Origin of the sequence: Paenibacillus sp. E194 (assembly GCF_000935845.1) — a bacterium.
Taxonomy (GTDB): Bacteria; Bacillota; Bacilli; order Paenibacillales; family Paenibacillaceae; genus Paenibacillus_B; species Paenibacillus_B alvei_B.
The window spans coordinates 1-16270 of sequence record NZ_JMDX01000141.1; the positions used below are offsets into that span (position 1 = coordinate 1).

Genomic DNA, 16270 nt, shown 5'->3' on the forward strand with positions numbered 1-16270 from the left:
CACTTGCTCATTCAGCTCATTCCCATGCTCAAGCTCATGCACACTTACTCGTTCTTCACTGTGCGCCCCTGAACCCTCATAAGCGGAACGCGCTTCTTGAGCAAGCCTCGCCTCGCTATGCCCCCGCTGCTTCGAGTGTTCGTACGGTTCCAGTTCATCCCTGCGTGAATATTCTACAGACTGATGCATATTGGATGCATCCATGAATGAGGTCTGCACATGCGGAACCGTCGCCTCTTCCTCCCGCAGCGATGCAATGTCTTCAGCGTACCGCACCTCAGTAGTAACGGGACTTTTTTCATTCTCCCTATCCGATTTAGATCCCTCGCCATTATCCATCGCTCGAAGCTTCTCAATGACATCTAGAATCGGAAGATACGAGAAGTAGGAGGCAGCTGCACGGGTGATTCCATTGCCAAGCTGCACGAGCTGTTCCGTAGACAATCGCAGAAATCCGCCGTATGTGAGTGCCACTGAAGTCCAAGAATGCCCTGTCAGCGATAACTGATAATTCGACCGATCCTTCCAATTCAAGCTCGCTCCACGGATAGGCAGCTCACCGTGCTTCAACATATTCATAATAAGTAATTGGGCCAACTGTTTGCTCTGTTTGCGATGATGGAAATAATAATGAACACTTACCTCCATTGCATCATCCGGTACTGCTGATATCCATATCCCCTGCCGCTGATGATTCGATTCGCTTAACAGCTGCTTGCGCGTATCCTCTGAATCCACAATCGTGACCCTCAATCCGGCCTGGGACAGCGTGGACTGTATCGGGTACCACAACCGATCCACAATCTCCGTCATCTTACTCTCTAGTACAACTCGGCACCCTTCAAGCGGGTTCATAATATCGAGCATGCCTTGTCGTTTGTCCAGATGAAATGTGAACGAGTACTTGCCCAGTAGCTGGTAAACATCAACTAACCGCGTCTCCGCAATCTTGCATAATGGCTTGCCATTCAATTGAATGTGCATTCCATGCCCCTCCCTCCTGTATGTACTGACTAACGTCATTGTATGAGGCGAATTCCGAATGGTGCCAAATTGGAACCAACGGCATGCAACTGCTCCAATACGCGATACTGCTCCCGCTCCATCTCTTCGATAAATGATTCCAATCGCTGCAGCACATGTTCCTCTTGCAGCAGGCGTTCTTCAAGCAGCATCATCTCTTCTTGCCATACAGCAATTCGCTCAGATGCAAATTCATGCAGTACGCCTAACTGCAGCTTGGCATAATGCAGCAATACATCATCCTGTACAGAAGGACCCATTGTATTCATGGTCAAGAATGGATGGAACAAATCAATGAGTTCGATCGGACGGAAGCATGGATACCCGATGCCAAGAAGCGGGACAGGCACATGATCCTGTTCAGAACAACGAACCCCTTGGATGATGCGAAGCCTCGATTCCCGGGCGAACGGTACTTCCATAAAGGAGCCCCAGTTCTTCCCTCCGTTGCTTGAATATGTAGAGGCTAACCATGAGGAACCTGTAATCGAGAGAAACAGACCATGTTCTCCTGCAATAGTAAGTCGAGGAACGGAAAATTGATTCTGAAAAAACACTTTCAAAGGGATACAGGAATTCGTAACTTGTATGCCCCGCGCACAATATACCGTAGCTGTGACTCCGTTGTGTACGACCCACGCGAGATACGGATCTCCTTCCCTCGCCGCGGATATTGTAATGCTCCAACTCTGCCCTGCTTGCGCAGAAGAGAAAACATGTTGCCATTTTGCCTCCTCTGATTCCATATCGAGCTCAAGCAGCATTAGCTGCTGTCGATTCGTATCTCCATGTCGGATCAGGAACAGCCCATATAAAGTCCCTGATTCACTTATATCGCAGCTTGCTTGTTCAATATGTACATTGACTCCATAATCTTCGTGAACATAGGAAAAAGCCCTCTCTCGCCACCTCCCCTGCTCAACCTGTCGAAGCACATACGTAAACTTCTTGTTCAGTATTGTAGTGAAGCCGAAATAGAGGGTTCTGCCAAGGTTAAAGAGATACGGATTCGATGAGCTGGGATGCCTGCTTATTCGCAATTCTTGCTTCTCATCTTCACGTGCATTCACGCTGCAACGTGCATAATAGATACCCGATTCATAAGCCATCAACATATGTAAATGGCCATGAAGCAGAATGGCGCTGAACTGCTTCACGGTACTGCTGAACCTCCATAGGTGCTGCTTGACCTGTTCAACTCCGCGGTATAAGGAATGAAGCAGCGACCCATCGGATTGAAGTTCTACCCAATGCACGCCTTCTGAGGAATATAAGCAAACTTCTTGCCTCACTGCGATCCCCTCCAAATTATTTTATGGGGGTGTCACCTTTTCTAGATCGCCCCCATAGACTGTATTGAATTTGAATTCAGATTCTATAAAGGAGGCAGGAAACATTCATGGAGAGCAAGTTAGTTCAAGGGCAAACAACGCCCCCCGAATATTTGCCACTACCCTCTTTGGAATGTATAGAGGTTCCTAAAGTATTCGATTGGGTGTTGTTAACGACGCAAATTGTTGATGAAGCCTGCATCGATCCAGCTATCTGCTTGCCATTGCCGGCTTCATTCAGCGTTCAAGCAACGGTACTGTCAGTAAGCTGCGGCGAGAAAGTCGGTTCAATCAGAGAAAATGTAGTAGTTACTGTTGGTGGCACACCAGTTACTCTACAACGTGTTGTCATTAAGAAAACAGGAACGTTTGAAGTCACGATCATTGATACTACTGTCGTCCCTAACGTAGTACATTGCTCGTTTACAAAAACCTTTGTACGCTTCGAGAAAGTTCTGTTGTGCGCGCCTCCGGGAACTACTGTATCTTGCGATATCGTTCCGAACACAACAACCATTGAAGTTCTCGATATTGTCGACAACTCTTGTGTCAACGTAGATATCGTGATTTGCCAAAGCATTCAAGTAACAGCGCCTGTCAAGTTAGTTGTCGAAGCTGAGCTGTGCCAACCACGTGCTGTGATTCCAATCCCTGAGAACGTTTGTGTTGTCACATTCCCGCAACAATGTCCTACTATCTTCCCTGGTGCACCTTATCCGTTCCCATCATAATCAAAATGCTGATCGGCTTGGGGTGGTGGCTAAAACCATCCCCTTTTTTATTTTCTCGATGACAGGAACGAGGAGGGGCTAATGCGGCTATACTATATCGCTTCCGGTTATCGGAGGCCAATTGATATCCTCGATAATGCGCTCATGAAGGCTCTGTACGGCCAGTGTCATGAGAGCAAAATATTTCTGTTGAATCGTGCACCACTTCAGCAGCTTCTTCCCGATATCTGCGAATTCAGGCCTGAGTTCGTCTTGACCATTTGCGGCCCGCGCTCTTTTTTGCCTGTTGATCAAGTTCGCAGCATACGGAGGATGGGCATTCCAATTGGCGTGTGGTTCGTTGATGATCCCTATGCCATCGACAATGCGCTGCAAGTAGCAGCCGAATACGACATCATCTTCACCATTGATTCTGGTTGTGTCCCTTACTATGAGCGCCACGGCTGCAAGCGAGTTCACCACTTGCCGCTCGGAACAGACACCGATATCTTCCGTCCCTTCAACGCTCACCCTTCTTATGAGAGCGACATCTGCTTCATCGGTACAGGGTACGATAACCGACTGCGTATGATGCAGCAAATGCTGAAGGAACTTGATTCTGGCTTACATGTGAAACTTGTCGGACATTTCTGGGACACCGTCAATTGGTCGGGCGGTTGTATCCCTCACCTGCGAACCAAGTGGGTCAACTTCTCTGAGACGCCTCGTTATTACAACGGTGCCAAGCTTGTGCTGAATATTCACCGCAGCGAAGATGATACGTTAATTGATAAAAATAAGACAGGTGCTCCTGGCCACACCATTAACAATCGCACCTTCGATATTGCGGCATGCCGGCGTGCGCAGATCATTGATTATCGCCCAGATCTTCACATGTTCTATGAACCAGGCGCGGAATTGCTATGCTTTGAATCGCCGAAGGAATGTGCCGAGCTTATTCATACGTACCTCTACGAAGATGCCAAGCGGAGCTCCATCGCCTCTCAAGGCTATGAACGGACTCGGGCAGAGCATACGTTTGCGAAGCGTCTTGAGCATTTGTTGAGTAGAGTGCGGGAACTGGAATAACTAGTTCATACTTCGATTAGCAAGTTCCGAATTTTCTATCAGCTCTGCTATATCTTATGATGCGGCTTCCGAAATCTTGAGAGACAACAGCCTGATAGACGAGGAAATGTGCAACAAGCCCGTGGATAGAAACCTAGCATATAGAAGAGGGCGGAAGAGGGCTCTGTTAGCCTTTGACAAATGACTCCATAATCCCGGCCGCACCCGCAATAGCAAGCAGAAGGATAACAGGGAATGCATAGATGGGGATGAGAAGGTAACATGCCGTGATAAATGCGGCAGACCATACTCCCGTGCACCAATAACAAGTAAGCAGTTTCCGCATAAGGGCATGAAACCGGCCGCCTTTTTCTTCGATCACGGCAAATATAGCTCCATTCTCATCCGTATGATATCGCTCCTCTACAAACGGTTTGCGAATGAAAGAAGTAATTTCATCGAATACAATGAGTCTAGTTAGGCGATAGCTCGCCAAAATAAGCAACGTCAATGACAACCAAGATATGTTATGCATAGCAGTCCCCCTTAGCCGCTCGTATACTCTTTCGATCAGTTTCATTGTATGGATTTCTTGACAAGGATAGAACTGTTCCCTATCACTGCCTTGGACATTACATAGCGCCACCCTTCCTTGCAGCGGGAACAAAAATCAGAAGGAGGAAGAAGATATATGCAGGGACTCCCCATCATCGCAACTGAGGAGCAGCTTATCAGCTTGATTCAACAGACAGATGAACGGCCGTTGTGGCTCTATAAGCACAATACAAACTGCGGTTCGAGCAGAGTAGCTCACCTCGCGCTGAATCAATTTTTGACTCGTTATCCGCATGTATCTTCCCGCTTCTCCTACGCTGTCGTTCGTGTCCTCGAAGAGAAGGCGCTATCTGGCAAAGTAGCGGAACTATTGCAGACTCCCCATAAATCCCCGCAAATTCTGCTTGTTTACAAGCAGAAAGTCGTATGGAATTCGTCTCATCAGCAGATTAACTCTGTTCAGCTGTCACAGCTTGCACAGCACTTTCTACAGCAGCATCCTTCGCTCTAAAGTTGCCATTTCCGTTGGCGCCTTGCCGAATTCACTTGCTTACATCAAAAATACCGCCAGGAATGGAGGATAACCTCTCCTCTTCTCCTGGCGGTATTTTGGTACACGTATTCTCTATTTAACTCTGATTATTGTTGTCTGCCGACGGAGCTGCCCACTACATGAATCATACCTGGGTGCTCGGCCACCACTTCACCGATACACACCGCTTCTACACCACGAGCTTGCATCTCATGAATCATCGCTTCCGCATCGCTAGCTGCAACAGACAAGAGCAGTCCACCCGATGTTACTGCATCACACAGCATCCACTGTGCAATCTCGTCTAGTCGCTCGTCGAATACAACTTGATCCTTCACATGATTATAATTATTCTTTGTTCCGCCCGGTACAGCACCGTTCTCGGCCAGTTCACGCACGCGTGGCAAGAATGGTACGTTCTCCGCGTGAATAACAAGTCCTGCCCCGCTGCCTGCCGCCATCTCTGTACTATGGCCGAGCAAGCCGAATCCCGTAACATCGGTACAGGCATGGATCTCGTATCCGGTCATCACTTCAGCTGCCGTCTTATTGAGTGTCGTCATCGTCCGAGTTACCAACTCAATTTCTTCTGGCTGAAGCAGCTCACGCTTCAAGGAAGTTGTCATAATGCCGACACCGATCGGCTTCGTCAACACCAGCTTGTCGCCAGGTTTAGCCCCTGCATTCGTCAGCACCTTGTCCGGATGAATGATGCCCGTTACGGCCATGCCGAACTTCGGTTCCGCGTCATCAATGGAGTGGCCGCCAACGAGTGTTGCTCCCGCTTCCTTCACTTTATCTCCAGCCCCGCGCAATATATCTGCCAGGATGGACTTGTCCAGCTTCGAAATTGGGAAGGCCACAATATTCAATACCGTGAGCGGCTTGCCTCCCATTGCGTAAATATCGCTAAGTGCATTCGCAGCGGCAACTTGACCAAACGAATAAGCATCATCGACAATCGGCGTAAAGAAATCAACCGTTTGCACTAATGCCATGTCGTCATTCAACCGATACACGCCTGCATCATCGCTTGTATCCAAGCCTACGAGTAAATCCGGATGCTTCTCTGTCTGCGGTAGCATGCGCAATACTTGAGACAGATCGGACGGCCCTATTTTGCAGCCGCATCCTCCTTTGCTTGACAAGGTTGTCAAGCGAACCGTTGTTTGTTGTTGGTCCATCACTGTATCCTCCCATCGCATTAGGCGAATTTCTTCCATTCGTGCGTATCATACATAACTCTCTTATTGTAACATATCCGCACAATGCGTTCGTTCCTATGAAAATGCGAGTGTCTTCCGCTATCCGTTCCATTTACAATAAAAAACTGCCCCTACAGCCAATTCAAGGCTTGTGGGGCAGCTTCCATTACCTGCTTAATTCAATTAGACAAGTCCAATTTTGTCACGACGACTGGCTGTACCTTGCTTGCGCTTCTCAATCAGTCGATTGAGCGCATCGACATAAGCACGTGCACTCGCTTCAAGAATATCTGTACTTACACCACGACCAAGCACAGATATTTCATTTTGTGCGAGAACGACATGGACTTCACCGAGTGCGTCCTTGCCGTGCGTGACCGACTTAATGGAATAGTCAACGAGCTCAACATCTTCCTGAGTAGCCTTGTCGATTGCTTTGTAAATCGCGTCAACAGAGCCATTGCCTTCCGACTCTTCCTCAAGCACACTGCCTTCCCATGTTACGATACGCACTTTCGCAGCCGGAATTGCTTGGTTCCCGTAAGCGACGTATATCGTCTCGAGCGAGTACACCTCAGGCGTATCGATCAGTTTCTCCTCGAGTATGGCCCGGATGTCCTCATCCGATACTTCCTTCTTCTTATCTGCCAATTCCTTGAACTTGGCGAAAGCTCCGTTCAGCTGTTCTTCATCCAAGTCATAGCCAAGATCAATCAGCTTCTCACGGAAGGCATGACGGCCAGAATGCTTGCCGAGCACGAGTTTGCTTTCCTTAAGTCCGATCGTCTCTGGCGTAATAATCTCATACGTTGACCGTTCCTTCAGCATGCCGTCTTGATGAATGCCGGATTCATGCGCGAAGGCATTGGCGCCCACGATCGCCTTGTTGCCAGGGATCGGCATGCCTGTCAGCTTGCTGACGAGCCGGCTCGTACGCGCAATCTCAGACAAGACGAGCGAAGTCTTCGCCTCATAGAAGCTCGATCTTGTGTCGAGTGCCAGCGCAACCTCTTCTATCGCCGTATTGCCTGCACGCTCCCCAATACCGTTGATCGTCCCTTCGATCTGATCTGCACCGTTCAAGATTGCAGCGAGCGCATTGGCAGTCGCCATCCCCAAATCGTCATGGCAATGTGCACTAAGCTGAATCGTCTCGATTCCCGGTACATTCTCCTTCAGCGTCTTGAATATATTGCCGTACTCATACGGCGACAAGTATCCAACCGTATCTGGAATGTTCACAACGGTAGCGCCTGCCTTAATCGCCATCTCTGTCATTTGGCATAAGAAGTCGATCTCCGTACGGCCCGCGTCCTCTGGAGAGAACTCAACTTTGCTGAAGTACTTCTTCGCATAGCGAATAGCTGCTTCAGCTGTCTCAAGAACCTGCTCCTTCTCCATGCGGAGCTTATGCTTGCGATGAATGGGCGAAGAAGCAAGGAAGAGATGCAAGCAAGCATCCTCTGCACCCTTCAGCGCTTCATAAGCTGCATCAATATCTGGAATACGGGAACGGGACAGGCCGACAATCGTAGATTGCTTCACCGCTTTCGCCACTGCATTCACGGCCGCCAAGTCACCAGGAGATGCCGCAGGGAATCCCGCTTCGATGCGGTCGACGCCTAGGCGTTCCAATTGAAGCGCGATTTCAAGCTTCTCCTTCGTATTCAGGTTCACGCCAGGGGACTGCTCTCCATCCCGAAGCGTCGTATCAAAAATATAAATTTTGCGCACCGGCTGCACCTCCTTCTGTAGTCTTTGGAGCTTTATAAGGATCAGTTTATGTTCAAAAAGCCCATGAATAGCACCGAAAAGGCTGCAGTATGGACTTTTTGAACTATATATATGAGATTAAATCTTACTTTTTACTTCTTATTTCTTGATCCAGTGCATCAATTCACGCAATTGACCGCCAACCACTTCGATCGGATGGTTCGCTTCGTTGCGGCGAGTTGCTGTCAGGAATGCACGGTTCGCTTGGTTCTCCAAGATGAAGTCGCGTGCGAACTTGCCTTGTTGGATGTCGGACAATACTTCCTTCATCGCCTTCTTCGTCTCTTCGGTTACGATGCGTGGACCTGTAACATAGTCGCCGTATTCAGCCGTGTTGCTGATGGAGTCGCGCATTGTAGCCAGACCTCCTTCATAGATGAGGTCAACGATCAGCTTCAGCTCATGCAAGCACTCGAAGTATGCCATTTCAGGAGCGTAGCCTGCTTCTACCAATGTTTCGAAGCCAGCTTTGATCAGTGCGCTTACACCGCCGCACAATACTGCCTGCTCACCGAACAAGTCTGTTTCTGTTTCTTCCTTGAAGGAAGTCTCGATAACGCCTGCACGTGTACAGCCGATGCCCTTCGCGTATGCAAGACCGATAGCCTTTGCATTGCCAGTTGCATCTTGCTCGATTGCGATAAGACCTGGAACACCGAAGCCTTCTACATACGTACGGCGAACAAGATGTCCTGGGGATTTAGGAGCTACGAGCAATACATCGTTGTCTTTCGGTGCTACGATTTGACCGAAATGTACGTTAAAGCCGTGAGAGAACATCAAGGCTGCACCTTTTTTCAAGTTCGGCTCGATTTCATTTTTGTATACAGATGCTTGCGTTTCGTCCGGCATCAAGATTTGAACCACATCAGCACGGGAAGTAGCTTCGCCAACGGACAACACTTCGAAACCGTCTTGACGAGCTTTGTCTGCAGATTTGCCTTCACGAAGACCGATTACCACTTGAAGACCGCTGTCACGCAGGTTTTGCGCTTGAGCATGTCCTTGGCTTCCATAACCGATAACGGCGATCGTTTTTCCTTGCAGTACGTTAAATTCAGCGTCATTTTCATAGTACATTGTAACTGGCATAAGTATGAGTCCTCCTCTTTCTTCCTATATAAATAGTGTGTAGTAATCTCCCCCGAATGAGGCGGGTATTTCAAGTGGCAATACGTGCCTCTTACAGCTTCCGCTTGTCCCCTGAGATACCCCCTCATTCGAAGGCCGTTATTCGATTCAATCCATACGTGTAGGGATAATTCCAAACGCTTCCTTACTTATCTGTTACTTGACCGCGAATCAAGGCAGTAACACCTGTGCGGCTAACCTCACGAATTCCGTATGGCTCCAGCAATTGAACCATCGCTTCGATCTTCTGTGATTCGCCGACAACCTGCACCATAAGCGTGCTTGGCCCAATGTCGACGATCGAAGCGCGGAACGTCTCCACGACGCCAAGAATCTCTGGACGCACGTGTGGCTCAGCCTTCACTTTAATGAGTGCAAGCTCACGGGCAACCATTGGCTGGGAGCTTAAGTTGAGTACCTTGATCACGTCAACGATCTTGTACAGCTGCTTCTCGATCTGCTCCAGCATATGGTCATCTCCCGTGGTCACAATAACCATGCGGGAGAGACCTTGCTCCTCAGAAGCACCTACAGTAATGCTCTCGATGTTGAATCCTCTGCGGCCGAATAGACCGGAGACACGCTGCAGAACACCTGGCTGATCGTTCACGATGACGGCAATGGTATGTTTGGTTATGTTCATCATTCACAATCCCCCATTATCATTTGGTCAATCGTGCAGCCCTGCGTTACCATCGGGTACACATTCTCGTGCTTGCGAACAACGAATTCCACAACCGCTGGCCCCGGTGTATTCAATGCTTCCTGCCATGCCTGTTCTGCTTCCTCTTTGTTCGTCGCGCGGAATCCTCTTACCCCGTAAGCTTCCGCGAGCTTCACGAAGTCTGGACTTCCAGCGAGGTCAATATGACTGTAGCGATTGTCATAGATAATTTCTTGCCACTGGCGAACCATCCCCAGCACGCGGTTATTGATGATCGCTACCTTGACCGGTATATTGTTAATCGCACAGATTGCAAGCTCCTGCGCACACATTTGCATGCCGCCATCGCCATTGATCGATACAACAGTACGATCCGGGAAGGCCATTTGTGCTCCGATTGCAGATGGGAATCCGAATCCCATCGTTCCAAGGCCGCCTGAAGTAATCCAGGAGCGCGGATGATTGAAGCGATAATATTGCGCTGACCACATCTGGTGTTGTCCGACATCTGTCGTAACGATGGCTTCCCCTTTGGTCGTATCATTGATTAGCTGGATGACCCATTGCGGCTTCAGTTCTTCATCCGAATCGATGAATCGAAGTGGTTTATCCGCCTTCATCTGCATGATGCGAACGCGCCATTCATCCGCATGGTTTGCACGTGCTGCTGTCTTATTGGCTAGTTCCAATGTAGTACGAATATCGCCTACAATCGGAATGTCCGTTGGGACATTTTTGCCGATTTCTGCCGGATCGATATCGATATGAACGATTTTCGCATGCGGCGCGAAGCCTTCCAGTTTCATCGTCACTCGGTCATCGAAGCGAGCCCCGATGTTAATGAGCAAATCCGCCTGCTGAATCGCATTGTTTGCTGTATAGGTTCCATGCATGCCTGGCATGCCCATCCACAGATCATGACCGCTAGGGAATCCGCCAAGTCCCAACAGCGTTGTCGTTACTGGAATTTGTGTCTTGCTCACGAATTCATACAGTTCTTCATGCGCTCCAGAATGGATAACTCCAGCTCCCGCGAGAATCACAGGCGACTTCGACTCTTCGATCGCTTTCAGCATTTTATCGACTTGATATTTGTTCGGCTGAACGTTAGGGTTATAGCCGCGAATATTTACAGTTGATACCGGTTCGAACAGCGTCTTCGCCGCCGATACATCCTTCGGAATATCGATAAGAACCGGCCCCTTGCGTCCTGTGTTCGCAATGTGGAATGCCTCGTGAATGACACGCGGCAGATCCTTAACATCGCGTACCAGATAGCTATGCTTCGTAATCGGCATTGTGATGCCTGTAATGTCTGCTTCCTGGAATGCATCTGTGCCAATCAAGGTCGTCGCTACGTTGCCTGTAATAACAACGAGCGGAACCGAATCCATATAGGCAGTAGCAATTCCTGTAACCAGGTTTGTCGCGCCTGGTCCCGATGTTGCGATACATACACCGACCTTACCGCTTGCACGGGCATATCCGTCCGCTGCATGAATCGCTCCTTGCTCGTGCCGGGTCAGAACGTGGTGGAAATCCTCACAGCCGTGCATGGCGTCATAAATATAGAGCACCGCGCCGCCTGGATATCCGAACACACACTCCACACCTTCCAACAACAAGCTGCGAAGCAAAATATCCGAGCCTGTAATGACTTCAGGCTGCATCCATTTCTGTCTTAATTCTTCTTTTGACCTCATTGCCGTACGATGTGAGCTCATTCGACATCCTCCTTACGCATATTTACTCATTTCCATACTCGGGCTCTAGGTTACATTTGTGAAGATATGTCTTGCCTGGCCAGGCACATACTATGCCAACTCATCACATGAAGCTGAGAAATGAGAGAGTCAGCAAATACAAAAAAACCTTCCATCCCCGCAGCAAACTGCTGCATTAGGGACGAAAGGTTGTGCTTCCGTGGTACCACCCGCATTCATTTCATATCTCGCAATATGAAATCTCAGCAAGTATTCGTATGCCCATAGACAATAACAAATACTCATAGCGTCTAACGCGCGCCCTACGATTCTCCCTACTCGCATGATAGAACGATACATTCTAGCGTCCTAATCATCTGTTCAGGAGAACAGCTCCGAGGTGAGCTCGCATATAAGGGGTTAAGGCGTCGGTTTCAGCAGAACCTCCGACCGCTCTCTGTTCATAAGAGCCCTTACTACTTCGTCCTCTTCATTGCCGTTGGTATTATGTGTCATGTTTCAAATGTTTAGAAACATTATATTCCTACACCTACCAGGAGTCAATAGGGCATTCTTTATTTTTTTCTTTTGTGAATCATTATGGATTACTGCTCATTTTTGCATGAATGTTCCTGTTTTCGCTCAGTGGACAGTTTATATCCGAACTTTACTTTTAGAAAATTGCGTTAATATACGTATTTTCACTTTCCTACTAAAGCGTTTTCAATACCCCTGGATAATACAACAGAACGATGCGCTAACGCAGTAAAATCAATAGGATGGAACCCTTCGACATCCGCATATAAAGTATCGTTCAATGGCTGCACGAAATGTGCGGGAAGTTGCTGATGTCCCATAGAAGCCCCTAAAATGGAACCTACTGTCGCTCCATTGCAATCCGTATCGAATCCACCCAGCACGGACGTTGTTACACCACACGCGAAATCTCCTTTAGAAAAAATCAACGAAGCGGCAACGAGCGCGGCATTGTTATTGGTGTGTACCCATGAATAATGACCGAACGAGTTCCAAACTCGCTCAGCTACTTCCTCTTCACTCTTCGACGTCTTGCCAATCTCAATCGCTTGGGTGATATCAGCAGCCAGACGCGACGTGTCTGGAATCTGAGCAAGTCCCGCCCGAACAATGCGTTCAGGATCCGGTTCATAGAATGCCGCAGCGATCATTGCTGCTACGAACATAGAACCATAAATTCCATTCTTCACATGGGATAGGGAGGCATCATGCCAAGCTAGCTCTGCTGCTAATTCCGGTCGTCCAGGAGCGGAATAGCCGTATACATCCGCGCGTATCTGGGCGCCAATCCATTCCCGGTAGGGATTCAGGTGCATACGCACTCGTTCCCAGTCTACTTCCCGCTTATTACTGGAAGCTGACATCTTGCAGTCCTGCGCCAGCTCCTGCTCTAAATTCACGTAGGTCATGCATTCAGCAGTGAATACCTGCTTCAGACTGAGCCGTTCCAGCCATACCGCTGCGACATGCTCCGTCCTCAGGTTCAATCCATGGCGTTCCATTAAGAGCTGACTAAGAACCGCGTAACGCATATCGTCATCCGTCTCCATGAAGCGAATCTGCTCAAGCTGGCTGTCTGGAAAGAAGATCCTAAGTTTCTCACCTGGACGAAATTCAATAGATGATGCGCGCGAATGTCCAGGCACGTAATTCCGAAATGGCCAAGCATCGGCTTCTTGAAGCCATGTTCGAATCCACTTCCATCCCGGAATTCCACCCGCTCCGTCGACAAATGGAGGCACCTCTAACGGTTTGCCGAGCGCACAGCCGATGGCGCGCCCAACCCATGCCCCATGGAAACGATCATGCCAGAACTCGTCATCCCGCAGTGCCGATTCCCGTTTGAGCTCCTCTTCTGAGCGAAATGGAGCCTTCGTTGGTATCAGCTCCCGGATGCTCTCCAAGTCAGATGGCTCAGTAAAGGGGAAGTCGCTGCGAATGTGGCGATTGAACATGTCGCAATACAGTTTTGCGGCAGCCTCCTCATCGTTCGAATGATGATGGATCCAATCCTCTAAGGCTTCCGCAATGCCCTGTGTCTCCTTGCCTTCTTCGACCATCTGCTTCCATTCCGCCTGCAGCAGCTCGCTCCAGCTTCCATGCGCCCAATTGTGCTGGATTTCCTCAGCCTGCATATGCATATTCCCTTTGCCCATAACTCCATCTCCTCTTTTTTTAAGGCATTATTCCCCTCATATAGTAAACACCCCAACATTCTCGTGCATGCACATTACTCGTGCTGCGGAAAAGGTATGGTTTGTGAACCTATCCGACAAGCCCCGTGCGCTCAACACTCTCAACAAAATACTTCTGAGCAAATAAATACAAAATGATCATCGGCATCATGACAAGCAGTGCTCCTGTATTCATAAGCTGCGAAATATAGGAAGGATCTGTCGTAATCCGCCCTAATGCCCCCGGCATGCTGGCAAGCGTCGAAGACAGCACCTGCGTATAATTCATATATAGAGAGACATAGTAGTTGTCATTCCACTGCCAGACGATAGAGAACAGCAGCACCGTAACGATTGCCGGCACGGTATTCGGAATGATGACTCTCCAGAACGTACCGAGAACCCCTGTGCCATCCACATAAGCGGCTTCCTCTAATTCCTTCGGCAGGCCACGGAAAAATTGACGGAAAATAAAAATGAACAGCCCGTTTTTCATCCCCATTGCTAATGTAGAAGAAATAAAAAACGGCCAATAGCTTTCCAGCAAATTAACCCCTTGCTTGCCTGTGAACAGCTCATAAAGGCCAAAGATATCGAAGAATCGATAATTCAAATACGTCGGGATCATAATGGTCTGCGGCGGGATGACAATCGTGAACACTACTAACGTGAACAGAATCCCCCTTCCCCTAAATTTCAGCCGCGCGAAGCCGTATCCGGCTAAGGCGCAGGAGATCATTTGCAGAACGGAGGTCCCTAAACTCAGCATCGCAGAATTCCAGAACGCAGCGGGATATTCCAGCATATCAAATGCCGTCTCGAAATTATCCCATGTAAAATGACGCGGAATCCATACGATCGTCGTATCAAATAAATCCATCCGATCCCGAATCGCCATGGACAACTTCGTAATGAGCGGGTACAGGATGATGTAGCAGATCCCAACGATAAGCAAGGTTCGCGCACATATCCACAGCCACTTCTTCAGCTGGTCAAGGGGACGAACTTCCGCATTCCATCGTTCCATACGTTGACCTATTGCGTTTGCCTTTTGTTTTGCGGTAGATGACATGCTTCTCTCCCCTTTCTCAGTCATAATAGAAGACCCGTTTGGAAATAAAGTAGACACACGCTCCAAGCATAATGGATACGATAAGGAAATATGTCCAAGACATCGCTGAGCTTAAGCCAAAGTTATTTTCCCTAAACGCCATCCGATGAATATAACCTGTAACTCCGTTATTCGTGAACGAATCTACAACCGTGTAGACGGTATTTGTCAAAATAAGCGGAGACATCATCGGGAATGTAATCTTCCAAAATGCTTCATAGCCTGTTGCTCCTTCAATCTTGGAAGCCTCATACAAGGAAGGCGATATGGACTGCAACCCAGCTAAAAATATCAATATCTGCACACCCGACGCCGCTACAATGTAATAGATGCGATCAACAGCGCTAGTCAGATAAAATACGATATCGCCGCTCATCCCCATCTCTGTCAGCAAAGAACGCAGTCCCATGCTGCGAAGTCCTGAGAAATTACCCTCTACGCTTAATGCAACATCCCCTAGCATCTGGGCAAGATAGTTCGAGCTGTCGATTCCCTGAATAACACCGGATGCAAGCACTACCGGCAGGAAGAAAATTGCGCGGGCAAGCATTCTCCCGCGGAACTTCTGAGAGAGCAGTACTGCTGAGAATAAGCTAAAAAAGATAATGAGCGGCACATTCGCAAGCATGTTCATTGTCGCTTCAATTAAGAGCCGATTGAAGTTCGGATCAACGGTGAATGCTTTTGTATAATTTTCAAATCCAACAGATGACAGCTTGTAGCCCGTCTCGGTCAGACTCAAATGGCTTATGCTGAATAGCAGTGATCGTATGAGCGGGACAGCCATGAGAAGCAAAAATCCGATCAACCACGGTGCGATAAAAAGCCAGCCAAACATCGCCTTCTTTCGTTCAAGCGAGGGTCTTCTTCGTTTTCCAATTGACAGCTTCATTTGCTCCCCTCCTCTATGCGATAGTTGGCCGCTTCCACCGCCGCTCCGCCTACCTGAACAGGCGCATTGCCGTAGTTGACGATGACGCGCATACCATTGCTGTAAGTTGTCTGCACTACCTCATCCGCCAGGCGTTCATGCTTGATCATAAATGCATCTCCGACCTTATGGTGCAGCTCATTCAGCTGCCGGTACGCAGAAGCTGCTTCGTCGAGCCATTGTGAATACTCTGCGGCGAAGAAGTCATCCCACATCGTATCGCGGAGCTGTTCTGTACTCGCCGCAAGCCAGCTGAAGAATACGTTAGAACCTGTCTCTACTGCTTGCAGCATCCGCTTGTTCACATCCTGACTTCTCCCCCC

14 protein-coding genes and 1 pseudogene are annotated in these 16270 nt (G+C 48.8%); 3 read left to right on the forward strand and 12 right to left on the reverse strand.

Going from position 1 to position 16270, the window contains the following annotated elements:
• Both AZ66_RS18495 and AZ66_RS18500 read right to left on the reverse strand, forming a co-directional pair.
• Positions 1–984, reverse strand: a pseudogene (locus AZ66_RS18495) (hypothetical protein); the annotation flags it as partial.
• 35 nt (positions 985–1019) lie between these two features.
• On the reverse strand, positions 1020–2315 hold the full coding sequence (locus tag AZ66_RS18500) for a hypothetical protein (protein ID WP_044356180.1): 1296 nt from the start codon (positions 2313–2315) through the stop codon (positions 1020–1022).
• A 107-nt stretch (positions 2316–2422) separates the two neighbouring features.
• Here AZ66_RS18500 and AZ66_RS18505 point away from each other — a divergent pair, with 107 nt between their 5' ends.
• Both AZ66_RS18505 and AZ66_RS18510 read left to right on the forward strand, forming a co-directional pair.
• A complete protein-coding gene (locus AZ66_RS18505) occupies positions 2423–3085 on the forward strand; it encodes a hypothetical protein (RefSeq protein WP_021254487.1) in 663 nt (220 codons plus the stop codon).
• An 81-nt stretch (positions 3086–3166) separates the two neighbouring features.
• Positions 3167–4153, forward strand: a complete 987-nt coding sequence (locus AZ66_RS18510) for a CgeB family protein (protein ID WP_044356181.1) — start codon at positions 3167–3169, stop codon at positions 4151–4153.
• A 166-nt stretch (positions 4154–4319) separates the two neighbouring features.
• Here AZ66_RS18510 and AZ66_RS18515 read toward each other — a convergent pair whose 3' ends face one another.
• The gene (locus tag AZ66_RS18515) at positions 4320–4667 is read right to left on the reverse strand and encodes a DUF1360 domain-containing protein (protein ID WP_044356182.1); all 348 of its coding nucleotides are present in this window, start codon (positions 4665–4667) and stop codon (positions 4320–4322) included.
• 156 nt (positions 4668–4823) lie between these two features.
• Here AZ66_RS18515 and ytxJ point away from each other — a divergent pair, with 156 nt between their 5' ends.
• Positions 4824–5198, forward strand: coding sequence for a bacillithiol system redox-active protein YtxJ (gene ytxJ, locus AZ66_RS18520; RefSeq protein WP_021254484.1), 375 nt, complete (start codon positions 4824–4826; stop codon positions 5196–5198).
• A 128-nt stretch (positions 5199–5326) separates the two neighbouring features.
• On the opposite strand, the gene selD is transcribed toward ytxJ, so the two are convergent.
• The 9 genes from selD to AZ66_RS18565 form a co-directional block, all read right to left on the reverse strand.
• A complete protein-coding gene (selD, locus tag AZ66_RS18525; protein WP_044356183.1) occupies positions 5327–6403 on the reverse strand; it encodes a selenide, water dikinase SelD in 1077 nt (358 codons plus the stop codon).
• A 204-nt stretch (positions 6404–6607) separates the two neighbouring features.
• Positions 6608–8158, reverse strand: coding sequence for a 2-isopropylmalate synthase (locus AZ66_RS18530; protein WP_044356184.1), 1551 nt, complete (start codon positions 8156–8158; stop codon positions 6608–6610).
• 138 nt (positions 8159–8296) lie between these two features.
• A complete protein-coding gene (gene ilvC, locus AZ66_RS18535; protein WP_021254479.1) occupies positions 8297–9289 on the reverse strand; it encodes a ketol-acid reductoisomerase in 993 nt (330 codons plus the stop codon).
• A gap of 184 nt (positions 9290–9473) precedes the next feature.
• The gene (gene ilvN / locus AZ66_RS18540; protein ID WP_021262092.1) at positions 9474–9974 is read right to left on the reverse strand and encodes an acetolactate synthase small subunit; all 501 of its coding nucleotides are present in this window, start codon (positions 9972–9974) and stop codon (positions 9474–9476) included.
• A complete protein-coding gene (ilvB, locus tag AZ66_RS18545; protein WP_044356185.1) occupies positions 9971–11716 on the reverse strand; it encodes a biosynthetic-type acetolactate synthase large subunit in 1746 nt (581 codons plus the stop codon). Before ilvB ends, ilvN begins: the two co-directional genes overlap by 4 nt.
• A 680-nt stretch (positions 11717–12396) precedes the next feature.
• Entirely contained in the window at positions 12397–13887 is a 1491-nt protein-coding gene (locus tag AZ66_RS18550; protein WP_231586945.1) for an ADP-ribosylglycohydrolase family protein, read from the reverse strand.
• A gap of 109 nt (positions 13888–13996) precedes the next feature.
• Positions 13997–14977, reverse strand: coding sequence for a carbohydrate ABC transporter permease (locus AZ66_RS18555; protein ID WP_082061649.1), 981 nt, complete (start codon positions 14975–14977; stop codon positions 13997–13999).
• A 16-nt stretch (positions 14978–14993) separates the two neighbouring features.
• Positions 14994–15908 (reverse strand): carbohydrate ABC transporter permease, encoded by a 915-nt coding sequence (locus AZ66_RS18560; protein ID WP_044356186.1) that lies wholly within the window; start codon positions 15906–15908, stop codon positions 14994–14996.
• A partial coding sequence (locus AZ66_RS18565; RefSeq protein ID WP_231586946.1) for a DUF5696 domain-containing protein occupies positions 15905–16270 on the reverse strand: 366 nt, incomplete at its 5' end. The genes AZ66_RS18560 and AZ66_RS18565, both read right to left, overlap by 4 nt.